Raw genomic sequence first — 14291 nt, forward strand, 5'->3', positions numbered from 1 at the left:
AAAATCGGCGCCAGTATTGATAACCACTGGGGTTACCGCAACGCAACTTTGGTACGCCGACCCGTGCCCGAGCCCGTTCACTGATGTCCCGCAGCGATCGGGTCTGGACGATTGTACACAAATAAATATTTGTAATGTGTACCGTTTTTCGTCTTTTTCTGATCGATCGGTCAGGCTTTTAATCGGGACGGCGACAGGCTACGCGCCGCGTCTGCTTCGGTCCTTTCGGAGCGAGGCCCACTGAGGCAACAAGCTTAGTTCTGTTCGGAGGGGGTGCAAGGAGGGGGTAGAGCGGGGGAGGGCTGCTTTGCAGCCCATTCGCAGCACAAGGCTGCTCCTACAGGGGCGCATAATCTTGCGCGGTCCCCTTGTAGGAGCAACCTTGTGCTGCGAATGGGCCGCAAAGCGGCCCTGGGCGGTATTACTTGGCAGTGACGGTTTCAGCAGCACCATCCTGCGACAGGCTATACACATATGCCGCCAGCAGGTGCACCTTGTCGTTGCCCTGGATCTCCGCCTGCGCCGGCATCTGACCCTGGCGACCATAGCGAATGGTCTGCTGCAGCTGGGCAAAGCTCGAACCGTAGATGAATGCCTGCGGGTGGGTCAGGTCTGGCGCGCCCATGGCCGGAGTGCCCTTGCCTTCAGGCCCGTGGCAGGCCACGCAGTTGCCGGCGAAGATCTCCTTGCCCTTGGCCGGGTCGGCCTTGGCCCCTTCCGGCAGGGTGCGGCCATTGAGGTTGGTGAGCACGAACGCGGCCACATCCGCCACGCCCTGCTCGCCGATCACTTCGGCCCAGGCCGGCATCACGCCGTGGCGACCGTTCATGATCGACGCCTTGATGGTTTCCGCCTCGCCGCCCCAACGCCAGTCCTTGTCGGTGAGGTTGGGGAAGCCATAGGCACCTTTGGCATCCGAACCGTGGCATACCGAGCAGTTGGAGGCGAACAGGCGGCTGCCCATTTTCAGCGCCTGCGGGTCCTTGGCCACTTCTTCCACGGGCATGGCGGCGTACTTGGCGAAGATCGGGCCGAATTTTGCGTCGGCCTTGTCCATTTCCTTCTGCCATTCGTTGGCGCCGGTCCAGCCATTTTCATAGCCCGGCAGGATGCCCTTCCAGTTGCCCAGGCCCGGGTAGAGGATCAGGTAGCCGACCGAGAACACCAGGGTGCCGACGAACAGCCAGAACCACCACTTGGGCAGCGGGTTGTCGTACTCCTCGATGCCGTCGAAACTGTGGCCCATGGTCTGGTCGGCGGTGTTGTTGCTCTGGCCCTTGCGGGTGGCGAGCAGCAGCCAGGTCAGGCCAATCAGGCTACCGATGGTCAGTACGCAGATGTACGTACTCCAGAAGGTGGTCATTGCCCGTTACTCCTTTTTGCAGCAGGTTCCTGTCCGGCAGAGGGCAGGCGGTCGTCGACGAAGGGCAGCAGGCGCGCTTCGGCGAAATCATGGTCGCGGCGGCGGTTGAATACCCACAGGGTGAGGCCGATGAAGGCGATCATCACCACCAGGGTACCCAGGCCGCGGATCATGCCGATGTCCATTCCCATCGCATTCACCTCTTGTTCTTGATCGCGGTGCCGAGCACCTGCAGGTAGGCGACCAGGGCGTCCATCTCGGTCTTGCCCTTGACCGCGTCGCGGGCCCCGGCGATGTCGTCGTCGGTGTACGGCACGCCCAGGGTGCGCAGGGTACGCATCTTGGTGTCGGTATGGCTGTTGTCGACCTGCTGGGCGACCAGCCACGGGTACGACGGCATCTTCGACTCCGGTACCACGTTGCGCGGGTTGTACAGGTGCGCACGGTGCCAGTCGTCCGAGTAGCGGCCACCGACCCGGGCCAGGTCCGGCCCGGTGCGCTTGGAGCCCCACAGGAACGGGTGGTCCCACACGCTTTCACCGGCCACCGAGTAGTGGCCATAGCGCTCGGTTTCGGCGCGGAACGGGCGGATCATCTGCGAATGGCAGCCCACGCAGCCTTCGCGGATGTAGATGTCGCGGCCTTCCAGCTGCAGCGCGGTGTAGGGCTTCATGCCTTCCACCGGCTTGTTGGTGACGTCCTGGAAGAACAGCGGGACGATCTGGGTCAGGCCGCCGATACTGACGGCAAATACCATCAGCAGGGCCAGCAGGCCGACGTTTTTCTCGATGACTTCATGTTTCATCAGGCAGGTCTCCTCAAGCCAGCTGGGCGTTCGCAGGGGCGACATCGAGCGCCGGCGAACGCACGGTGCGCCAGGTGTTCCAGGCCATCAGGAACATGCCGCTGAGGAAGATCGCACCGCCGACGAAGCGCACGATGAAGCCTGGGTGGCTGGCCACCAGGGTTTCCACGAACGAGTAGGTGAGCGTGCCGTCGCTGTTGACCGCGCGCCACATCAGGCCCTGGGCGATACCGTTGACCCACATCGAGGCGATGTACAGCACGGTACCGATGGTGGCCAGCCAGAAGTGCGCGTTGATCAGGCCGATGCTGTACATGCGCTCCTTGCCGAACACTTTCGGGATAGTGTGGTACAGCGCGCCGATCGAGATCATCGCTACCCAGCCGAGGGCGCCGGCATGGACGTGACCGATGGTCCAGTCGGTGTAGTGAGACAGGGCGTTGACCGTCTTGATGGCCATCATCGGGCCTTCGAAGGTGGACATGCCATAGAACGCCAGCGACACCACCAGGAAACGCAGGATCGGGTCGCTGCGCAGTTTGTGCCAGGCGCCGGACAGGGTCATCATGCCGTTGATCATGCCGCCCCAGCTGGGTGCCAGCAGGATCAGCGACATCACCATGCCCAGCGACTGCGCCCAGTCGGGCAGCGCGGTGTAGTGCAGGTGGTGCGGACCTGCCCAGATGTACAGGGTGATCAGCGCCCAGAAGTGCACGATCGACAGGCGATAGGAATACACCGGACGTTCTGCCTGCTTGGGCACGTAGTAGTACATCATCCCCAGGAAGCCTGCGGTCAGGAAGAAGCCCACGGCGTTGTGGCCATACCACCACTGCACCATGGCATCGGTGGCGCCGGCATAGACCGAGTAAGACTTGGTCAGGCTGACTGGCAGTTCCAGGTTGTTGACGACGTGCAGCATCGCCACGGTGAGGATGAAGCCGCCGAAGAACCAGTTACCAACGTAGATATGCTTGGTGTTGCGCTTCATCAGCGTGCCGAAGAACACGATGGCGTAGCTCACCCAGACGATGGTGATCAGAATGTCGATCGGCCATTCCAGTTCGGCGTATTCCTTGGAACTGGTGTAGCCCAGCGGCAGGCTGATGGCCGCCAGCAGGATCACCAATTGCCAACCCCAGAAGGTGAACGCGGCCAGGCCCGGTGCGAACAGGGTGGTCTGGCAGGTGCGTTGCACCGAATAATAGGAGGTGGCGAACAGCGCACAGCCGCCGAAGGCGAAGATCACCGCATTGGTATGTAGGGGGCGCAGGCGGCCGAAGCTGGTCCAGGGGAGGTCGAAGTTGAGGGAAGGCCAGGCGAGCTGGGCGGCGATGAAGACGCCGAGCCCCATCCCGACGATTCCCCACACCACCGTCATGATGGCGAATTGGCGGACCACCTTGTAGTTATAGGCGGTACTGCTGGTTGTGTTCATGTATGGGTTCCCATCCACGGTTATTTGGCAGGCTTTACAGCGAGGCAAGCATGATTAATGGGCAAAGTGCCGGTATTGACGGGGATCAATGGGCGAAGGTCGCAAATGTCCCAGGCTTGCGCTGCGATCCTCCGCACGTTCAGAGCAAGGGCGGCTACAAGGGCTGCCTGATCCTGGCCCATGGCGCAGGTGCGCCGATGGACAGCGGGTTCATGGACGAAATGGCGCAAAGGCTTGCGGCGCTTGGGGTAGCGGTAGTGCGCTTCGAATTCCCTTACATGGCCGAGCGCCGGGTTACCGGCGGCAAGCGGCCACCGAACCCGCAGAAGGTGTTGCTCGAATGCTGGCGCGAGGTGTACCGGCAGGTGCGACCTTTGGTCGCGGGAAGGCTGGCGGTGGGTGGCAAGTCCATGGGCGGGCGCATGGCCAGCCTGCTGGCCGATGAGTTGGGGGCTGATGCACTGGTGTGCCTGGGCTATCCGTTCTATGCGGCGGGCAAACCGGAGAAGCCACGGGTCGAGCACCTGGCCGACTTGAAGACGCCGACCTTGATCGTGCAGGGCGAGCGGGATGCACTGGGTAACCGCGAGGCGGTGGCAGGGTATGCGTTGTCGCCGGCGATCGAAGTGAGCTGGCTAGTGGCGGGGGACCATGACCTGAAGCCGCTGAAGGCCTCGGGGTTCAGCCATGAGCAGCATTTGCAGGCGGCGGCTGAGAAGGTTGCAGCATTCCTGAAGGATTAGTGCCGGGTTCTTCGCGGGTGAACCCGCTCCCACAGGTTCACCACAGGATCTGAAAACTGTGCAGTACCTGTGGGAGCGGGTTTACCCGCGAAGAGGCCGGACCAGGCTGACGCTTAGTCGCGGTACTCGCACAGGTAAGCGGTATCCACCTTCACCTGCAGCTGGAACTTGCTGTCAGCCGGCACGTTGAACTTGTCGCCCGCCTTGAAGGTTTCCCAGTTGTCACTACCTGGCAGTTTCACGGTCAGTGCACCCGAAACCACGTGCATGATCTCGCGCTTGGCAGTGCCGAACTCGTATTCGCCCGGGGCCATCACACCGACAGTGGCCGGACCTTCTTCGCCCGCGAAGGCGATCGACTTGACGGTGCCGTTGAAGTACTCGTTGACCTGGAACATGGGCGACTCCTGAAAAGGGGGGATGAAAAAGGGCTGGCCAGTATGCCCAAGCCCAGGGGCCCCGTCATCTGCTTTCAGGTAGCCCCCGCAGGCAGGCTCAACGGCAGCAGCCGCGCGGTATTTCGCGCATCTTCCAGGGCCCGGTGCTGCTGCCCGCAAAAGTGCATGCCGGCCAGTTGCAGGGCACTGTTCAGGCCGGTGGGCCGTTGCAAGTGGCGGGCCTTGGCGAAGCGTTGCTTGAGGTTGATGTGTGGCAGGGTCCGCAGCAGGCTGTCCAGCCCGTGTTGCTGCCATTCCTGGTGCAACTGCTGGCGGTCGTAGTCGCCCCAGCTGACCCACGCCTGAAGCTGCCCACGGTGGTGCCCGAGCCAGCGCTCGAAGCTTGCCCACACCTCGCGGAACGATGCGGCACTGTCCACGCTGGCCTGGCTGATGTGGGTCAGCTCGCGGCAGAACGGGGTCAGCTGCGGCCGCCGCCGGGGCTTTACGAAGCGCTGGAAGTGGTCGACCTCGCGGCCTTCGCGGGTTACCAGGCTTGCGCCGATTTCAATGACTTCCATCTCTGTGACCGGCCACCCACCATTATCGGTGGTGGCTTCCAGGTCGATCACCAACCAATGGCCCATACCAGGCTCCCTTGCAGATCCTGCTAGAGCGTAGCCAAACTCCGGGCATCCGGCACCCCCTGGCAATTTGCCCGTGGCTTTGGCATAAAGGGCCACCTAGCCGGCTGTTGTGTCCGGCCCGGAAAACGCCTAGCTTAGGCGGACCCAGGCATGAACCGTGATGAGTGTCCTTCTTGACTCCAGCGCCCGGCCTCAAGGCCCTGTTTTGTATGATGCTGCTGGCTGTGTTCTGGCCGGCGGCGCCGTCATGGGCGGCTGGTGCCGTAGAAGTGAAGATTGGCGCGGCGCATTTCCCGCCCTACACCGTGCGCCCGGAGCAGGGCGCCGACACCGGCCTGCTACCGCAGTTGGTCGACGCGCTCAACCGCGTGCAGCAGCACTACCGCTTCGTTCTGGTACCCACGTCCGTCCAGCGGCGTTTCGGTGACTTCCAGCAAGGCCGTACGGACATGGCCATTTTCGAGAACCCGCAATGGGGTTGGCAGCAGATTCCCCACAAGACCGTGGACATGTGCCTGGAAGACGCCGAAGTGTTTGTCGCCCGCCAGGCCAATGGTCATGACCCGCATTACTTCGACGACCTGAACGGCAAGCGCCTGGCGCTGTTCAACGGCTATCACTATGCGTTCGCCGGCTTCAACCCCGACCCGGATTACCTGCGCAGGACCTACAACGCGACCCTGACCTATTCCCATGACAGCAACCTGCTGATGGTGCAGGCCGGCCGCGCCGACATCGCCCTGGTCACGCGTTCCTACCTCAGCGATTTCCTGGCGCGCAATCCGGCCAGCCGGGAGCGGTTGGTGCCCTCGCAGCGCATTGACCAGGTCTACCATCACTACGCCTTGCTGCGCCCGGGGGCGCCTATCGGCGAGCAGTCGTTCGCGGCGTTGCTGCGCGGGTTACGCGACAGTGGCGAGCTGGCGCGCATCTTCGAGCCCTACCGCATTACAGTGACTGCACCAAAAGACTGAATTCCCGCGTTGTGGCAACGTTCTCAGCGGTAAACCTTATCTTCATTGCCGTGAGCCAAGCCGATGCCTTTGAGCAACGGCAAACGCCACCCACGCCGTGCGCCCGAACCCTGTGCTTGATCAGGTCTGCCGATTGGCTGTCTTGCGGCAATGCACCAGCGCATCGCGGATCATGAAGTTGACCAGTGTCGGCGACACCCCCAGTTCCTTGGCAATGTCCTTCTGTAGCACGCCATGCAACCGGTACATCTCGAAGGCATGGCGGGTGCGTTGGGGCAGTTCGTTCAGCGCCTCGGCAATGTCATCCAGTGCGGCGAGGTTGATGTGGGTGGCTTCGGGGGAGGCATTTTGCACGACCACGTTCAGGCCTTCCTCCTCGCTGCCGGAGTACTTCAACTCCATTGCCTGCTTGCGGTAGTGGTCGATGGCCAGGTTGCGCACGATCTGGAACAGGTAGCTGAGCTGCGCCTTGAATGACGAGGTGATCTGCGGGGCGGCGATGAGCCGGAAAAAGGCGTCCTGCACCACATCTTCGGCGCGCGACCGGCAGCCGGTGATACGGGCAGCGATCTTGACCAGGATGTTGCGGTTGTCGACGAAGGCCTGCAGTAATGGTGAATCGCACTTACTTGTGGATAGTTGTTCCGTCATGGAAATCACCTTGTTACAGAGGGGGAGAGGACGCCCCCAAAGTTGGGAAGCTTCCTACGACGGGCGACAAGCTATTCAGAATGATAATAATTGTCAAATGAGAGGCGTAATTGGTTTCATGCGATTGCAGTTGTAGGGGGCAGGGGCGATCGGGGGCATGTCAGGGCATTTGTGGTGCCTGTGAGATCGAGCGCCGCCCGCGCGGCGCTACGCGGGACAAGCCCGCCCGTGAAGAGGCCGGTGCAGGCACCGTATCTTTCAGCGCTTGCCGAGAATCTTCCCAAGCAACTCCGGCCGCGGTGCGCCTTGCTGGCTCTGCAGGTTGCCCTGTTCATCCTGATAGAAAATCGCCGGGGTTGCCTGCAACCCCATCTCCTCCATCAGCGCCATGTTCGCCGCCAGTTTCTGCTGCACCGCCTCCGGCACCTGCTCCAGCGGCTTCAGCGTGCTGGCCTTGCCGGCCTTTTCATGCTGCTGCAGTGCCTTGGCCGGGTCCTTCGCCGCCAGCAGCGCCGCCGACTTGCCCGGGCTGTCCTCGCGGATGATGCCGACCATGATATGGCGCAACTGCACCTTGCCCGATTCCACCCAAGGCCGCGCCTGCTCCCAGAACATGTTGCAGTACGGGCAGTTGGGGTCACTGAACAGGTACACCTTGCGTGGCGCATCATCCTTGCCGTCGGCGATCCAGGCGGTTTTCTCCATCTTCGCCCAGATTTCCTTGCTCATCGGCGCATACACCAGCTTCTTCAGCGGCTCGGCACTGAGGTCCTTGCCCTGTTCGTCGAACAGGCTGCCGACCAGTACATGCTTGCCGTCAGGGGTAAGGTACAGGGCCAGGCCGTTGTTCTGGTACTCGGCGGCATACCCGCGCAGGCCGGCAGGCGCGTCGAAGCTGCCTTTGATCACGGCGCCCTTGGCTTGCAGTTGCGCAATCGCCTTGGGCAGCTCTTCGGCCTGCAAGATGGGGGGAGTCAGCAGGGCCAGGGACAGGGGTAGCAGTGCAGTCAGTCGCATGTCAGTTTCCTTGTGCGGCAGGGGCGGGCGCGGTGGCACGGTCGAAAGGCTCCAGGGCATGGCGCAGGCTGGCCCGGGACAGCTCGCCCAGATGGCTGCCGACCAGGCGCCCGTCGGCGTCGTAGAACAGGGTGGTAGGCAGGGCCATGGAGCCGACGCGCTGGGCCAGCAGGCCGGTACCGTCGAACAGCACGTGGGTCAGGCTAAGGCCGGTGGTGGCGAGGAAGGTGCTGACGTTTTCCGGGGTCTCGCCCTGGTTGACGAACAGGAAGGTCACGTGTGGGTAAGCGCTCTGCGCTTGTTGCAGCACCGGCATTTCGCGCCGGCAGGGTGGGCACCAGGTGGCCCAGATGTTGATGACCAGCGGCTTGCCGCGGTAGCTATGCAACGCCACGGATTGGCCGCTGGCGTTGCGCAGGCTCAGTTCCGGCAGTTCGGTGCCCTTGCTGTACAAATGGCCACCGAGGCTGGCCAGGCCCCAGAACAACGCGCCGCTGAACAGCGCCCAGCCCATTGGGCGGCGCAGGCCCGGATGGCGCCAGCCCTGCCACAGGGCGCCGAGCACGATGCCGGCAAGGCCGGACCAGAGCAGGAAGCCGCCATCACGGATATCGATGATCTGCAGCGGCTCGTCCCGGTACATCGGCCAGTAGGCCAGCACAAAGCCGGCGCGTGCGCACAACAGGCCGATCAGGAACAGGTTGAACAGTGCCGATTCCGGGCTCTCGCCGCCACGCCGGGCGACCCACCAGCCGACCACGCTGGCGATCACCAGGGCGGTGAGCATCAGCAGGTGGTTGAGGGCCATGGTCAGTGGCCCGAGGGTTACGGTCAGCATCAGCCTTGGCTCCTGGTCTGGGTCCAGTGTTGCAGGAAGGCGGCCGCATCCACTTCACCGGTGATGCGCCGCGCGCGGCGTTCGTCGCCTTCCGGGCCGATCCAGATGATGCTGGGCGGGCCGGGTACCTGGTAGCGCTGCAGCATGGCCTGGCTGGCCGGGCTGTCGGCGGTCACGTCCAGGCGCAGCAGGTGTACGCCGGCCAGGCCGGCCTGCACGTCGCTGCGGGCGAACACCTGTTTTTCCATGACCTTGCACGACACGCACCAGTCGGCATAGTAGTCGAGCATCACCCACTGGCCACGGGCCTTGGCCGCCTCCAGTTCGCGTTGCAGGTCTTCGGGGCGGCTGACGGTGACGAAGGTGTCTTCGGCATGCTGGCCGGTGGCCGACAAAGCGCTGCCACCGGCGAACGGGCGCAACGGTTGCCACAGGTCGTCGCCACCGGCCGCCGCGCCCACCAGCAGCAGACCGCCCCACAGGGCACCCAGCAGTGGCACTGCGCGCAGCGCCGGTAGCCGCTGCAAGGCGGGCCAGGCAGCCCAGGCCAGGGCGATCAGCAAGGCGCCGCTCAGGGCCAGCAGCAATGCCGCGGGCAGCAGACCGCGCACGGTATACAGCGCCATGGCCAGGAACACGAAGCCGAACACGCCCTTGACCCGGTTCATCCACGCGCCTGGGCGGGGCAGGTAGCGGTTGCCCAGGGTCACCAGCAACAGCAGCGGCACGCCCATGCCCAGGCCAAGGCTGAACAGCACCAGCGCCCCCTGCAGCACGTCGCCGCTCTGGGCGATGTACAGCAACGCGCCGGCCAACGGTGCGGTCATGCATGGGCCCATCAGCAGGCCAGACAGCGCGCCCAGCAGCGCCGCGCCATACAGGTTGCCGCCACGGGTGCCGTGCCCGGCGCGGTCGAGGCGGTCACGCAGGGCCGCGGGCAGTTGCAGTTCGAAGGCGCCGAACATCGGCAGGGCCAGCAGCACGAACAGCGCCGCCAGGCTGCCCAGCAGCCAGGGTTGCTGCAGCCAGGCCTGCAGGCTGGCGCCCAGCAGCGCGGCGACCACGCCCAGGGCGGCATACACCAGGGCCATGCTCAGTACATAGACCCCAGCCAGTACCCAGCCGCGCCGGGCACTGGCGCCATTGCCCAGCACCAACCCGGCGAGGATCGGCAGCATCGGCAGCGAGCAGGGGGTGAAGGCCAGCAACAGGCCCAGGCCGAAGAACGCCAGCAGGCTCCAGGCCAGGTGGCCTTGTTGCAGGTCACTGGCCAGGGCCTGGTCACTGGCTTGTTCGGCCACTGTTGCCACACTGCCACCCAGGTCGATCAACGTGGTTTGCGGTGGGTAGCACAGGCCGGCATCGGCGCAGCCTTGCCAGCCCAGGCGCAGCTGGCCCTGGGCATTGACCGGCAGCAACAGTTCGAGTTGGTCGCGGTACACCGCACTGTCGCCGAAGAACTCGTCGTGGTGGTTGAGGGCGACTGGCAGTTGCGGGTGCTGTTCGACGGGCAGGCCCTCGAACTTCAGACGTTTCTGATACAGGTAGTAGCCTGGCTGGATCTGGAAGAACAGGCGCATCTGGCCATCGGCCTGGCGGTCGTGGGTCAGCACGAAGGCCTGGTTGACCGGGAGGAAATCCGGTTTGACATCGAACGGGTTGGCCTGTAACGGGCCGGCCAGCAGCAGTGTCAGGAAGAGCAGGAGGACGCGCATGTCTTCGCCTTGGCAGTACGTTGAAAGGGGTCATGCTGGCTTGGGCCGATTAACCCAAGGTTAACCCTTTCCTGCCAACGCAGGTCCAGTACACCGGTGCCAGGCCGCCAGCGGTGCTTGCCATGCCGACGCAGCGGTGGTTGCATTGTTCCATGAGCCAGATATCGATGAGTTGACCATGCCTGAGGCGATAGGTACCGAAGCGTTCGGCATCGGTGTGATGGACTCCAGGGCGGTCCTGCGGCAGTGTCGGGTGGTGCTGTGAGCGTCGTCGCGCTGGTGCTGGCGGCAGGCAGCGCCAGGCGTTTTGGCGCTGACAAGCGCCGGGCGGCCCTGTCCGATGGTCGCAGCCTGCTGGCGCATAGCGTTGAGCGCGCCTGGGCAGCATTCGATGACGTGCGCGTGGTATTGCGCGAAGGCGAGCGGGGCGAGGATTTCGGGCTGCCTGCCGCTTGCCGCATTGTCGTCAGTCCCCTGGCCGCCGCAGGCATGGGGCATAGCCTGGCTGCCGGTGCCGGGTCGTTGCTCGACAGCCAGGCGCAGGCGGTGGCGATCCTGCTGGGTGATATGCCCTGGATCGAACCGGCAACCTTGCTTCGGCTGGCGGAGGCGGTTACCGCATCGACCATCGTGTTGCCGCGCCATGCGGGGCAGCAGGGGCATCCGGTGATCTTCGGGCGTGATTTCTGGCCGACGTTGGGGCGGCTGAGCGGGGATGAAGGGGCGCGGGCGGTGTTGCGGGCGCATCAGGGGTGCTGTGTGGTGGTCGAAGTGGATGATGCTGGTGTGTTGCTGGATGTGGATATGCCGCAGGCGCTGCAAGACTGAAGGCGAACGCCCTCCAAAAAGGTCCATAATCCTCCCTTAATCCGCCCAAGGTGCAATGTCAGCCACACCACTGCAGGAGCCCACCATGCACGTTCTGCTCTGCGAGGACGACGACCTGATCGCCGCCGGCATCTGCGCCGGCCTTGCCGCCCAGGGCCTGACCGTGGACCGTGTGGGCAATGCCGCCGATGCACGTGCGATGCTGCAGGCGGCGCAGTTCGACGTGATGATCCTCGACCTTGGCCTGCCCGACGAAGACGGCCTGAAGCTGCTGCGCCGCCTGCGCGAGAAAGGCGAGACACTGCCCGTGCTGGTGCTCACCGCGCGTGATGCGGTCACCGACCGGGTCGATGGCCTGCAGGCCGGTGCCGACGACTACCTGCTCAAGCCCTTCGACCTGCGCGAGCTGGCCGCACGCCTGCACAGCCTGCTGCGGCGGGTGGCCGGGCGGGCGGTGAATGTGATCCAGCACGGCCCGCTGCGCTATGACCCGAGCAGTTGCGAGGCAACCCTGGCCGGCCAGCCGGTCGACCTATCCCGGCGCGAACAGGCATTGCTCCAGGCGCTGCTGCAGAACCCCGGGCGGGTGCTGTCCAGTGAGCAGCTCAAAGACTGCGTGTACGGCTTCAGCGACGAAGTCGAGAGCAATGCCCTGAACGTGCATATCCACCACCTGCGGCGCAAGCTGGGCAACGGCATCGTCGAGACCGTGCGCGGTCTGGGCTACCGCCTGGGCCCTGCGCAGGCGCCGGAGGAGGCCGCATCATGAGCCTGCGGGTACGGCTGAGCCTGATCCTGGGCAGCGCCTTCGTGATCATCTGGGTGTTGGCCGCCGCGTGGATGCTGCGCGACTTGCGCCAGCAGATGATGTTCTCCCTCGACCAGCGCCTGGTGGCTTCGGCGCGCATGGTCGCCGGGCTGATCGATCAGCTGCCGCAGCCGCTGACCGCCAAGGGTGGGGAGGCGCACATTTCCGCCGACCAGTTCAGCGTGCCGGATGGCATGGCCTGCCAGGTCAGTTCGCTGCGTGGCGAGATCCTCGCCAGCAACCACAAGCACGATGGCGTCATGGACGATGAACGCAGCGGTTTCCGTGACCAGACCATCGACGATGCGCTGTGGCGCACCTTTACCTACAACCATGGCGATGTGCGCATCACCACTGCCGACCGGCACATGGAGCGCGAGGCGCTGAACCAGTCGATCCTGCTGGTGGCCTCGGCACCGGTGCTGATGGCGCTGCTTGGCAGCCTGGGGTTGTTGTGGATCGGCCTGGGCAAGGGCCTGGAGCCGCTTAACCGCATGCGCGATGCTTTGCGCCGCCGGCGTGCGGACAGCGTCGAGCCACTGCAGGTGGCGGGTATGCCCAGCGAGCTGCAACCGTTGCTGGAAACCCAGAACCAGCTGTTCCTGCGCATTGCCCAGACCATCGAACGTGAGCGGCGCCTGACCGACGATGCCGCGCACGAACTGCGCAGCCCGCTGACAGCGATCAAGACTCACCTGCAGGTAGCACGGATGACCGATGGCGCCGTACGCGAGCAGGCGCTGGAGCATGCCGAGCAGGGCGCTGACCGCATGCACCGCACGCTTGAGCAGTTGTTGATGCTGGCGCGGGTGGAAGGCAGCCTGTCGTTCGAGGATGGCGTGCAGTGCAGCGCCGAGCAGGTGGCCCGGCAGGCGGTACAGGATGCCGGCGGCGGTGACAATCGGCGGATCGTGTTGCGCTTGCCTGAAGCAGCTACGCAGATCTACCTGGGCATGCCGGCACCGTTGGCGGTGGCAGCGCTGCGCAACCTGCTGGATAACGCCCTGCGCCATGGCGGCAACGAGACGGTGGAGCTTGAGGTGCAGATGGCTGACGGCCAGGTGGGCTTTCTGGTGCGCGACCATGGGCCGGGGATTGCCGAGTCGGACCTGGAACACCTGACCGAGCGCTTCTGGCGTAACGGGCAAAGTGGTGGCTGCGGGTTGGGGCTGGCGATCGTGCAGGCGATCGTGCAGCGTTGTGCTGGTAGCCTGAAGTTCGACAGCCGCAGTGATGGCTTGCGAGTGCTCTTGCAGGTGCCGGCGCGCTCGGGGCATTGATCTTTATCGCTTGCCCCGGCCTCTTCGCGGGTCAACCTGCTTCCACAGGTACTGCAACAACCCTGAGATCTGTGCCAGAAGAGCGCGTATAGCTGTGGCGGCGACGGTATTGCTCAAATTCCGTCAGTCAATCACTTGATTTCCACGGCTTTCCCGACTTCTATCAAAGAAGACCTCTGCCAAACGTAGCGTTGGCAGTAGCCGTTACTGGCGCAGTATGGTCATGGAGCGTACCCATTACCCAACTGCCCAGGTCCGACCATGGCCAACAAGACCCTGCGCATCCTCATTGCCGACGCCCACCCGTGCCAGCGCCTGCAGCTGGAACGGCTGCTCAATGGCCTGGGCTACTACCGGATAGCGCCAGTGGAGAGCTTCGAGGAGCTGCAGCGCCTGGTGCTGTGTGCCTTGCAGCCTTTCAACCTGCTGTTGGGCAATATCGAACTGGCCAGCCATGTCGGGGTCGACCTGGCGCGCTTCTGCCGCGTCAGCACACAGATCCAGCATGCCCTGCTTTATCACTCTGCCCAGTTGAGAGTGCCCTCGGTGCCGCAGACCGAGCGCCAGGCCGTCAGCCTGAGCCTGCCCCAGGTGCCCGATAACGAGGCGCTGGAGGCGTTCATGGCGATCATCGATACGCCGCTACCGGTCGGCAAGCTGCCGCTGCCGGGTGCCATGCCGGCTGCTACGGTGCGGCCACGGCCGCGGACCAATTTCGCGCACACGGTGTTCAACCGCTGAAGCCGCAGCGGGCGGGGCAAGGGGGCTGCTATTTGCTATCCTCTTGCCCTTTGCCGATTTGCGGAC

The 14291-nt window shown here is 64.2% G+C and carries 16 protein-coding genes and 1 pseudogene; 7 read left to right on the forward strand and 10 right to left on the reverse strand.

The annotated features are described in order from the left end of the window. Nucleotides 1-421: 421 nt before the first annotated feature. Genes ccoP through ccoN form a run of 4 tightly spaced genes read right to left on the reverse strand, consistent with a single transcriptional unit; the run spans nucleotide 422 to nucleotide 3606 of the window. Nucleotides 422-1363, reverse strand: a complete 942-nt coding sequence (gene ccoP / locus CAY82_RS03050) for a cytochrome-c oxidase, cbb3-type subunit III (RefSeq protein ID WP_087499891.1) — start codon at nucleotides 1361-1363, stop codon at nucleotides 422-424. Continuing rightward, the gene (locus tag CAY82_RS03055; RefSeq protein ID WP_087499892.1) at nucleotides 1360-1554 is read right to left on the reverse strand and encodes a CcoQ/FixQ family Cbb3-type cytochrome c oxidase assembly chaperone; all 195 of its coding nucleotides are present in this window, start codon (nucleotides 1552-1554) and stop codon (nucleotides 1360-1362) included. The genes ccoP and CAY82_RS03055 overlap by 4 nt, the downstream gene beginning before the upstream one ends. Before the next feature lie 5 nt (nucleotides 1555-1559). After that, nucleotides 1560-2168: a cytochrome-c oxidase, cbb3-type subunit II gene (gene ccoO, locus CAY82_RS03060; protein WP_013973492.1), complete on the reverse strand. Its 609-nt coding sequence runs from the start codon at nucleotides 2166-2168 to the stop codon at nucleotides 1560-1562. A 13-nt stretch (nucleotides 2169-2181) separates the two neighbouring features. After that, nucleotides 2182-3606 carry a cytochrome-c oxidase, cbb3-type subunit I gene (gene ccoN / locus CAY82_RS03065; RefSeq protein WP_013973491.1) on the reverse strand — a complete coding sequence of 475 codons (1425 nt, stop codon included), beginning with the start codon at nucleotides 3604-3606 and terminating at the stop codon, nucleotides 2182-2184. 50 nt (nucleotides 3607-3656) lie between these two features. On the opposite strand from ccoN, the gene CAY82_RS03070 reads away from it, so the two are divergent. Continuing rightward, nucleotides 3657-4349: an alpha/beta family hydrolase gene (locus CAY82_RS03070; RefSeq protein ID WP_087499893.1), complete on the forward strand. Its 693-nt coding sequence runs from the start codon at nucleotides 3657-3659 to the stop codon at nucleotides 4347-4349. 113 nt (nucleotides 4350-4462) lie between these two features. Here the strand turns inward: CAY82_RS03070 and CAY82_RS03075 are convergent, their stop codons facing one another. Both CAY82_RS03075 and CAY82_RS03080 read right to left on the reverse strand, forming a co-directional pair. After that, nucleotides 4463-4747 (reverse strand): pyrimidine/purine nucleoside phosphorylase, encoded by a 285-nt coding sequence (locus CAY82_RS03075; protein ID WP_003259920.1) that lies wholly within the window; start codon nucleotides 4745-4747, stop codon nucleotides 4463-4465. Between the two features lie 74 nt (nucleotides 4748-4821). Beyond that, nucleotides 4822-5373, reverse strand: a complete 552-nt coding sequence (locus tag CAY82_RS03080; protein WP_087499894.1) for an exonuclease domain-containing protein — start codon at nucleotides 5371-5373, stop codon at nucleotides 4822-4824. A gap of 173 nt (nucleotides 5374-5546) precedes the next feature. Here CAY82_RS03080 and CAY82_RS03085 point away from each other — a divergent pair, with 173 nt between their 5' ends. Beyond that, nucleotides 5547-6347, forward strand: coding sequence for an ABC transporter substrate-binding protein (locus tag CAY82_RS03085; RefSeq protein WP_087500198.1), 801 nt, complete (start codon nucleotides 5547-5549; stop codon nucleotides 6345-6347). Nucleotides 6348-6467: 120 nt separating this feature from the next. On the opposite strand, the gene CAY82_RS03090 is transcribed toward CAY82_RS03085, so the two are convergent. The 4 genes from CAY82_RS03090 to dsbD form a co-directional block, all read right to left on the reverse strand. Next, complete coding sequence (locus CAY82_RS03090) at nucleotides 6468-6998, reverse strand: RNA polymerase factor sigma-70 (RefSeq protein WP_087499895.1); 531 nt, start codon at nucleotides 6996-6998, stop codon at nucleotides 6468-6470. A 258-nt stretch (nucleotides 6999-7256) separates the two neighbouring features. Beyond that, entirely contained in the window at nucleotides 7257-8015 is a 759-nt protein-coding gene (gene dsbG, locus CAY82_RS03095; RefSeq protein WP_087499896.1) for a thiol:disulfide interchange protein DsbG, read from the reverse strand. 1 nt (nucleotide 8016) lies between these two features. Continuing rightward, nucleotides 8017-8853 carry a TlpA disulfide reductase family protein gene (locus CAY82_RS03100; protein ID WP_087499897.1) on the reverse strand — a complete coding sequence of 279 codons (837 nt, stop codon included), beginning with the start codon at nucleotides 8851-8853 and terminating at the stop codon, nucleotides 8017-8019. Continuing rightward, nucleotides 8853-10568 carry a protein-disulfide reductase DsbD gene (gene dsbD / locus CAY82_RS03105; RefSeq protein WP_087499898.1) on the reverse strand — a complete coding sequence of 572 codons (1716 nt, stop codon included), beginning with the start codon at nucleotides 10566-10568 and terminating at the stop codon, nucleotides 8853-8855. Before dsbD ends, CAY82_RS03100 begins: the two co-directional genes overlap by 1 nt. 106 nt (nucleotides 10569-10674) lie before the next feature. On the opposite strand from dsbD, the pseudogene CAY82_RS26960 reads away from it, so the two are divergent. The 5 genes and pseudogenes from CAY82_RS26960 to CAY82_RS03125 all read left to right on the forward strand — a co-directional run. Beyond that, nucleotides 10675-10803, forward strand: a pseudogene (locus CAY82_RS26960) (XdhC family protein); the annotation flags it as partial. 26 nt (nucleotides 10804-10829) lie between these two features. Next, the gene (locus CAY82_RS03110) at nucleotides 10830-11396 is read left to right on the forward strand and encodes an NTP transferase domain-containing protein (protein WP_087499899.1); all 567 of its coding nucleotides are present in this window, start codon (nucleotides 10830-10832) and stop codon (nucleotides 11394-11396) included. Nucleotides 11397-11481: 85 nt separating this feature from the next. Next, nucleotides 11482-12165, forward strand: a complete 684-nt coding sequence (locus tag CAY82_RS03115; protein ID WP_087499900.1) for a response regulator transcription factor — start codon at nucleotides 11482-11484, stop codon at nucleotides 12163-12165. Beyond that, nucleotides 12162-13484, forward strand: a complete 1323-nt coding sequence (locus tag CAY82_RS03120) for an ATP-binding protein (RefSeq protein ID WP_087499901.1) — start codon at nucleotides 12162-12164, stop codon at nucleotides 13482-13484. The genes CAY82_RS03115 and CAY82_RS03120 overlap by 4 nt, the downstream gene beginning before the upstream one ends. A 261-nt stretch (nucleotides 13485-13745) precedes the next feature. Then, entirely contained in the window at nucleotides 13746-14225 is a 480-nt protein-coding gene (locus CAY82_RS03125) for a histidine kinase (RefSeq protein ID WP_087499902.1), read from the forward strand. Nucleotides 14226-14291 lie beyond the last annotated feature (66 nt).

The organism is Pseudomonas sp. SID14000, assembly GCF_002165135.1.
GTDB lineage: Bacteria > Pseudomonadota > Gammaproteobacteria > Pseudomonadales > Pseudomonadaceae > Aquipseudomonas.

Bases quoted from the DNA above. Each gene is read 5' to 3' on its own strand.
- CAY82_RS03125 (WP_087499902.1), top strand. From the start codon at position 13,746: ATGGCCAACAAGACCCTGCGCATCCTCATTGCCGACGCCCACCCGTGC.
- CAY82_RS03055 (WP_087499892.1), bottom strand. From the start codon at position 1,554: ATGGGAATGGACATCGGCATGATCCGCGGCCTGGGTACCCTGGTGGTG.
- ccoP (WP_087499891.1), bottom strand. From the start codon at position 1,363: ATGACCACCTTCTGGAGTACGTACATCTGCGTACTGACCATCGGTAGC.
- CAY82_RS03120 (WP_087499901.1), top strand. From the start codon at position 12,162: ATGAGCCTGCGGGTACGGCTGAGCCTGATCCTGGGCAGCGCCTTCGTG.
- ccoO (WP_013973492.1), bottom strand. From the start codon at position 2,168: ATGAAACATGAAGTCATCGAGAAAAACGTCGGCCTGCTGGCCCTGCTG.
- CAY82_RS03100 (WP_087499897.1), bottom strand. From the start codon at position 8,853: ATGCTGACCGTAACCCTCGGGCCACTGACCATGGCCCTCAACCACCTG.
- CAY82_RS03115 (WP_087499900.1), top strand. From the start codon at position 11,482: ATGCACGTTCTGCTCTGCGAGGACGACGACCTGATCGCCGCCGGCATC.
- CAY82_RS03075 (WP_003259920.1), bottom strand. From the start codon at position 4,747: ATGTTCCAGGTCAACGAGTACTTCAACGGCACCGTCAAGTCGATCGCC.
- CAY82_RS03070 (WP_087499893.1), top strand. From the start codon at position 3,657: ATGATTAATGGGCAAAGTGCCGGTATTGACGGGGATCAATGGGCGAAG.
- dsbG (WP_087499896.1), bottom strand. From the start codon at position 8,015: ATGCGACTGACTGCACTGCTACCCCTGTCCCTGGCCCTGCTGACTCCC.
- CAY82_RS03080 (WP_087499894.1), bottom strand. From the start codon at position 5,373: ATGGGCCATTGGTTGGTGATCGACCTGGAAGCCACCACCGATAATGGT.
- dsbD (WP_087499898.1), bottom strand. From the start codon at position 10,568: ATGCGCGTCCTCCTGCTCTTCCTGACACTGCTGCTGGCCGGCCCGTTA.
- ccoN (WP_013973491.1), bottom strand. From the start codon at position 3,606: ATGAACACAACCAGCAGTACCGCCTATAACTACAAGGTGGTCCGCCAA.
- CAY82_RS03090 (WP_087499895.1), bottom strand. From the start codon at position 6,998: ATGACGGAACAACTATCCACAAGTAAGTGCGATTCACCATTACTGCAG.